This window comes from Kluyvera intermedia (genome assembly GCF_021440345.1).
Taxonomy (GTDB): Bacteria; Pseudomonadota; Gammaproteobacteria; order Enterobacterales; family Enterobacteriaceae; genus Kluyvera; species Kluyvera intermedia_A.
Map to the genome: position 1 here is coordinate 1 of NZ_JAKCNS010000106.1, position 7,118 is coordinate 7,118.

The window sequence follows — 7,118 nt, forward strand, 5'->3', positions numbered from 1 at the left end:
CGTGCTATAAAAATATTACAACAAATCAATTATAAATTTAATGTTTCAAATTTATGTCTTAGAAAATATTATCCGCATTAAGAATTTTCTTAAAAATGATCTGCACTCGGTTTCTATGATTAGCTTCAACGGGTTGGTTAGGTAAACGATGCTTTGATGCCGTGGGAAAGAGCCTTAGATATGATATTTACGATTAATGGACAAATTGTTTTTGATTCTGATACAGGGATGATCGGACTGATTGATGCGCTGGAGGAAAGGGTGCAGATATCCAATCCGACTAAACGACTTTTATTACTGCTCATTCAACATCAAGGAGAGGCGGTTAAAAGGGAGGTTATTTTTAAAAAAGTCTGGGATGACTTTGGCATGATTTCCAGCAATAACAACTTAAACCAGTGCGTGAGTAAGCTTCGACGGCTAATTAAAAATTTTGGGCTTGATGATGAAGCTATCGTCACGATACCAAAGATAGGTTTTATGCTGCATCCGCAGATAGAGCTTGAACGCAGTGCCGATATGATATTAACACCGCATGAAAGCGACCCGAGTATGGAGTCTGACTTCGAGGAACCCGCCGAGAGCAGCCGTACAGAGGGTGTGAGGAAAGAGGCGAAGCCGCGTTGGCTGCTACGCTCTCATCTCTCGCTGTTGATACTGCTGATTGCCGTCATTGCGTTAGGGGCCGCGTTTGGTATTTGGTTTGCGACCAAACCTTTAGAGCGCCGGGAAGTCTTTGTTGGGCAAGCTGGAACCTGCAAGCTATTGATGTCAGAAACGCTACTGCAAAATGATAATAGTATGAGACTAAAATCCGGCGTATTGAGCTATGCCCAAAGGCTGAAACCACAGTGTTCCAGCGATGAGTACGTTCTGGTTATCAAAAGTCGTACGCTGCGCACGTGGAGCCAGGATTTATCGCGCCTGTATTTTATGCGCTGTGGCTCTCTGCGCGATAGCAAAGCTGAAGTTTGCTGGAGTATTACCGAGCCCGCGCCGGCACCGTAAGGACTCTGCTGTTTGTTTATTATTCAGTAATAAAGAAAATACGAAAAATAGTCGCTTCGATGTACTGAAGCGACTATTTTTTCGCCTGCCAATCCTCGGTCATAAGCTGAGCGATATTTATTATTTATCCCATCCTCCCGCTGCGGGAAAAAAATTACCGTACTCACGATGATTGCCGTTGTGGCTAAAAAAAGTGACAACTTTCTGCCGCTGACTTTGGTTGCGGGCATCAATTCATCGTTGGATGCGTTATGTGCGTAACAGATTCTGGAGAGAATAAAAAAGGAATTGAAGCTAATTTTCATTAAGCAAGATGGTTACCCTCTAATTACATTAATTTAATGTATTTAACAAATGAATAACTAACAAAAACATTACAAAAATAACGGTTTCTTATCAGCGCTTATATCTTAATAAACATTATTTTTTTGTTAAAACTAGCATAAAAATCTATTGAATTGACATTCAATGGTTAATTGTTGCGTGGTTATGTGAAATGTATATGATTTGTATCAATGGCAGCGGCAACCTTGCGGTGTTTCTGATACCCATGAAACGGTGGCCTGGCCATGAAAACAAACAACAACCAGCGTGTCTTATAAATTACAGGAAACAGAACCATGAATAATAAATATACCATCGCCACGTTTGTAAGCATCATGATGGCATCAGGCAGTGCAATGGCTATTTCAGACAACACCATTACTTTCCAGGGGGAAGTTACTGATGAAACTTGTTCAGTAGCGATAAATGGGAATGGCGCGACTCCGGTTGTTTTATTACCGACGGTCAGTACCAAAGATCTGGCAAAAAGTGGTGATACTGCTGGGGACATTACATTTGATATTGGGTTATCGGGCTGTACGGGGAACCCTTCTACTGAAACCAATATTTCAACCGTATTTGTGGGGAACCAGGTAACCACTAGCGGTAATCTGGGAAATACCGGCAGCGCAGGCAACGTTGAAATTCAGCTGCTTGATACTTCAGATGCCGTGATTAACTTGACCAGCGGCTACACCGGGGTGGGTGATTTAAAACTGGCCGCTGGCGCTTCTGAAGCGTCTGCTTCTTATACTGCGCAATATTATGCTACCGACGCAGCAACAGCCGGTACCGTAGAAGCAACCTTGCAGTACGCCGTTTCTTATCAGTAATAGTCATTTGCCTGGCGCTAATTTTAGCGCCAGGCCCCTAATTCGATAAAGGATGGAATCGATGAAGTCTGCTGCTTTATATGCTCGCCATGTACGGTATGTTATCGGGTTTATTATCGGATTAATATGTGTTACTCCAGCTTATGCCAGCGTGACAATGCTGGGCAGCCGAATTATTTATCCGTCAACGGCCGGTTCCGTTGATGTTCAGCTTAAAAACAATGACGATTTTCCCTATATCGTTCAGACCTGGTTTGATGACGGTGATATTGATGCCGCCCCGAATCAGTCGCGTGGTATTCCTTTCGTGGCGACGCCACCGGTTTTTCGTATTCAAGGTAAAAATGGCCAGATAGTGCGGATTGCGGCAACAGGCAATCAGAATCTGCCACAGGATCGGGAATCAGTGTATTGGTTCAATATTTTGCAGACCCCACCTTCGAATCTGGAGGGAACGGAAAATAAAAACCGAATGCTCATTATGCTGCGAACCCGGGTAAAACTTTTTTATCGCCCGGCAGCATTATCGCAACCCACGGAACAATTAAAAAACTTAAAGGTCAAGCTGCTTTGGAATAACCGTCAGGGCGTTGGCGTCGAAATAGCTAACCCGCAGCCGTGGTTTGTCTCCATTACGGATATTACGGTCACGGCGGGTGGTCAAAAGCGAACCATTCATGCGGATATGGTTAATCCGTTTTCGCAGCGTACTTTCTGGCTCTCGACCATGAAAAACAATCCCAAGGGCAGCGGTACGGTTTTACTCACGGTGGTAAACGATCAGGGGAGCCGAATAAATGAACAATATGATGTCGCGTTACCCTGAATTTAGCGTAAGCCTGCTCGGTTCGCTGGTGGCAATCGGCTGGAGCGGAATGGCTACTGGTAAAGAGTATCAGTTTGATCCGTCGTTATTTCAGGGGTCTCCCTATGACGTCAATTTAGTACAGTTTGAGGGCGAAAATATCATCCCCGGCCATTATCGCGTTGATGTGTATGTCAATAATACGCTAGTGGTTAGCGGGAGTGATGTTGAATTCCGCAACATGGCCCCTGACAATACGGTGCAACCGTGCCTCACACGCGAGTTAATGATGGCCGCTCAGCTTAAATCCCTCGCGGGGGAAAAGCGCGACGATGGGGGCGAGTGCCGTCCATTACAGGCGTGGGCGGCGGGTGGGAACTGGCAATTTGATCAATCGACATTGCGTTTGCAGCTGTCGATACCGTCAACGGAACTGCTACGTACGACGCGCGGATATATCCCACCATCAGAATGGGATGAAGGGATGCCGGCGCTTTTTTTGCGCCACAACACCAGCTATACCACCACGGAAAATACCGAGAACCATTATCGCTACCAGTATTTATGGAGCGGGATTAATAGTGGGTTTAATTATGGCCTGTGGCAACTCCGTCACCAGGGGAATTTACGCTACGTTGATAGCAATACGGGCAACCGCGCCTATCACTACAACGCGGTTCGTACCTGGATTCAACGTCCGATTGAAGCGCTTAACAGTATTGTTTCGCTGGGTGATGGTTATACGGATAGCAGCCTGTTTGGCAGCCTGTCGTTTAATGGCCTCAAACTTGCCACGGATGAACGCATGCGGCCGCAGGGCAAGCGTGGCTATGCGCCGGAAATTCGCGGGGTAGCGTCAAGTTCTGCGCGGGTGGTGGTGAAACAATTAGGGAAAGTGATTTATGAAACCCATGTCGCGCCGGGTCCTTTCCTGATTGACGATCTTTATAACACCCGTAACCAGGGTGACATTGATGTTGATGTGATTGAAGCGAATGGCAAAACCTCGACATTTACGGTGCCTTATTCATCCGTGCCCGACTCAGTGCGCCCGGGGAACTGGCATTATGCTTTTGCCGCGGGGAGAGTCCGCGATTATTACAGCGTCGATAACGATTTTATTGAAGGCGTTATTCAACAAGGGGTCAGCAATCAGTTGACCGTTAACCTGGGAACGCGACAGGCGAAAGATTATCAGGCATGGCTGGCGGGTGGCGTCTGGGCGACCTGGCTTGGGGCGATGGGGGTTAATGCAACCTGGTCTACTGCGCGCGTGCTCAATAATCAGCGGGAGCAGGGTTGGCGAGCAGAGACCAGCTACAGCAAAACATTTTCATCGGGAACCAACCTGGTGCTGGCAGCCTATCGCTACTCTACCGAAGGGTTTCGCGATTTACAGGATGTGTTAGGCGTCCGGCGGCAAGCAAAAAACGGCATCACTTATTATTCCGATACCCTCCAACAGCGTAATCGACTGTCTGCGGCGGTTAGCCAGACGATGGGTGACTGGGGAATGGTGAATATTAATGCCAGTACCGCGGATTATTATAATAATCGGTCGCGAGTGACCCAAATTCAAGCGAGCTACAGCAACCAATGGCGGCGTATTAGCTATGGCATTAATATCGCGCGCCAGCGTACCACGTGGGATTACGGTCGTTTTTATAATAATGTCCGCGATATGCCGTCGGACAGCCGTCAGCAAAAATATACGGAAACTACGCTGTCGTTGAATTTTTCGCTGCCACTTGATTGGGGACGCAGCATGTCGACGGTGGCTTATAACTATAACCAGTCGAAACAGAGCCGGTCGTCTACCGTTTCAGTTACCGGGTCGTCGGGAGAATATCGCGATCTGACCTGGTCGGCCTACGGCGGATATGAACAATATCGTCAGGATGGTAATGGCAATGCGACGGCCTGGGGCGGTAACGTGCAGAACAATACCCGCATCGGCGCTTTACGAGCAAGCTATGACCAGGGTGAAAACTATCGACAGGCCGGACTCGGTGCGTCCGGCACCCTGGTCGTTCACCCCGGTGGCGTGACGCTGGGGCCGTGGACGAGTGAAACCTTTGCATTAATTCATGCGGAAGGGGCGCAGGGGGCGATTGTGCAAAACGGGCAGGGCGCGGTGATCGACAGTTTTGGCTACGCTATTTTGCCCGCGCTATCGCCGTATCGTAACAATAACGTCAGCCTCGAAACCCGCCAGATGAGCCGTGATGCGGAGTTAACGGGGGGAAGTCAGCGGGTCGTGCCCTATGCCGGGGCGATTGCTCGGGTGAAGTTCCACACCCTGAAAGGGAAAGCGGTGCTGATTAACCTGTCATCCTCGCAGGGGATGGTTCCGCCGATGGGCGCGGAGGTGCGTACCGCCGAAGGTACGGTCATCGGTATGGTTGGACAGGGTGGGCAAATCTATGCCTGCGTGCCGAATGTGTCGGGGGTGCTGCGCGTATTGTGGGGCGAAAGTACCCGCCAGACTTGCGTGGTGCGCTATCAAATTACCGGGAAAAACGACACCGATTTGATTCATCTGAATCAAACTTGCGATATGGAGTAATACGATGGCGCTATTATTTAAAATCCTCATAGCAATGGGGACGTTATTCTGCATCCTGCCGTTGCAGGCGGCATGTACTAAAGTGATATCTTCGTCAGCGTTATCTGCCGCGGCCATTCAGGCCGGGTATACGGCGGCGAGCTGGAATGGTGCCTGCGATACCTGCAGTGGAAATATCGGGCTACCGTCAGTGATTAGTATTAACAGCGGTAATAATTTCCAGCCGGTGGGGACGCTGTTGGCCAGCGCGGTCGGTAATTTTGTGACGGGTGGCAATAATGTTGCTTATTCCAGTAATCAGGTCTTATTCCGCTGTCAGTCCAGTGATGCCGGTAGCTTATTCGAAATGTACGCCACCAATGGCGATAACGCCTACACCGGCATGTATACCGTCTCCGAGGTGAATGGCGCGTATTATGATGTGGCGAAAAACGTGGCTGTGCGCATGACGAACTTAAGCACCGGTGAGTTTTACAGCCGCTATTGGAAAGAGCGCAAATTAACGTCTGACAGTTGGTATGACGACGGTCAGTATATTTATATTCCGGCTAGCGCATTCAGTAATGTTCTGTATGAAATGTATAAAATCAGTGAGACGGCCCATTATTATTCGTCCGCTAATATGTATAAAGATGCCTATAGTCAACCTCGCGGGTATATTGCGTTTAAAGGCCCGGGGTTAGATAGCAATAGCCTGAAGGTCGGTACGGATAGCGCCAGCAATTATTATGGCTGGCATCATAACTGGCCCGGTGGATGGAACACTTACGGCAAAGTCACCTATGTGCGCGGCGCGTTATGCCAGGTACAGGATTATCCTTCGACGGTTTTACTGCCCAAGGTGAGTCGCTCCGAGTTGAAAGCGGGCATGAGCAGTCAGGCCCCTTTTTCCGTCAGTATCGAATGCGAGTCAGGGGCGGTGTCATCCACCAATGCCTCGACCACCTCATCGGCCAACGTCGCGATGGGTTTTTTAGTCAACCAACCGACGGCGGTCAACAGCGCGCAGCAGCTGGGCTTAGTCACCAGCGGCGGGGGGCTGACATGGCTACTTGATAGCCGTTATGGCACCCCCGGCGTAGCGTCGGGCGTCGGGATCCGTATTTACAATAGCAATGGCGGAACGGTGAATCTGTTGCCCAACCGGGGCACTACCGGGGGCGGTAATTTGCGTGGTTGGTATGCGTTTAGAGATCTCACTTCTCTGGCCAGCTCAGGGATAACAAATAGCTACCGGGGCGACTTTACGGCGTCGCTTGAGGCAATCAGTGGTCAAACGATTACGGCGGGGACAGTCAATGCGCAGCTCCAGGTGGTGGTCAGTTTTCAATAATATCTTCTGCGGCCTGCTCTGGCTGGCGGCGATGCAGAGCATCGCCGCAGTCAATGTGGACAGCACGCGGGTGATTTTTGCGGCGCAAGAGCAACAGCAAACGCTCAATTTGTCCAACGATGGCAGCACGCCAATGCTGCTTCAGGTGTGGACGGATTTTGGCGACCCGCAGGTGACGCCGGATCGGGTGGTCACGCCGGTGGTGGTGCTGCCCCCACTGTTTAAAATGTTACCCGGTGAGCTGCGCGG

At 49.5% G+C, this 7,118-nt stretch carries 6 protein-coding genes; all 6 read left to right on the top strand.

The window, feature by feature from the left end:
• Positions 1 to 180 precede the first annotated feature (180 nt).
• The gene (locus tag LZ634_RS21055; RefSeq protein WP_234508705.1) at positions 181 to 1,008 is read left to right on the top strand and encodes a winged helix-turn-helix domain-containing protein; all 828 of its coding nucleotides are present in this window, start codon (positions 181 to 183) and stop codon (positions 1,006 to 1,008) included.
• Positions 1,009 to 1,628: 620 nt separating this feature from the next.
• Positions 1,629 to 2,165 carry a fimbrial protein gene (locus tag LZ634_RS21060; protein ID WP_234508707.1) on the top strand — a complete coding sequence of 179 codons (537 nt, stop codon included), beginning with the start codon at positions 1,629 to 1,631 and terminating at the stop codon, positions 2,163 to 2,165.
• A gap of 61 nt (positions 2,166 to 2,226) precedes the next feature.
• Complete coding sequence (locus tag LZ634_RS21065; RefSeq protein ID WP_234508709.1) at positions 2,227 to 2,991, top strand: fimbria/pilus periplasmic chaperone; 765 nt, start codon at positions 2,227 to 2,229, stop codon at positions 2,989 to 2,991.
• The gene (locus LZ634_RS21070) at positions 2,975 to 5,536 is read left to right on the top strand and encodes a fimbrial outer membrane usher protein (protein WP_234508715.1); all 2,562 of its coding nucleotides are present in this window, start codon (positions 2,975 to 2,977) and stop codon (positions 5,534 to 5,536) included. The genes LZ634_RS21065 and LZ634_RS21070 overlap by 17 nt, the downstream gene beginning before the upstream one ends.
• 4 nt (positions 5,537 to 5,540) lie before the next feature.
• Positions 5,541 to 6,869, top strand: coding sequence for a fimbrial usher protein StbD (gene stbD / locus LZ634_RS21075; protein WP_234508711.1), 1,329 nt, complete (start codon positions 5,541 to 5,543; stop codon positions 6,867 to 6,869).
• Positions 6,835 to 7,118: fimbria/pilus periplasmic chaperone (locus LZ634_RS21080; protein WP_234508713.1), on the top strand; the 284-nt coding region annotated here is incomplete at its 3' end. The genes stbD and LZ634_RS21080, both read left to right, overlap by 35 nt.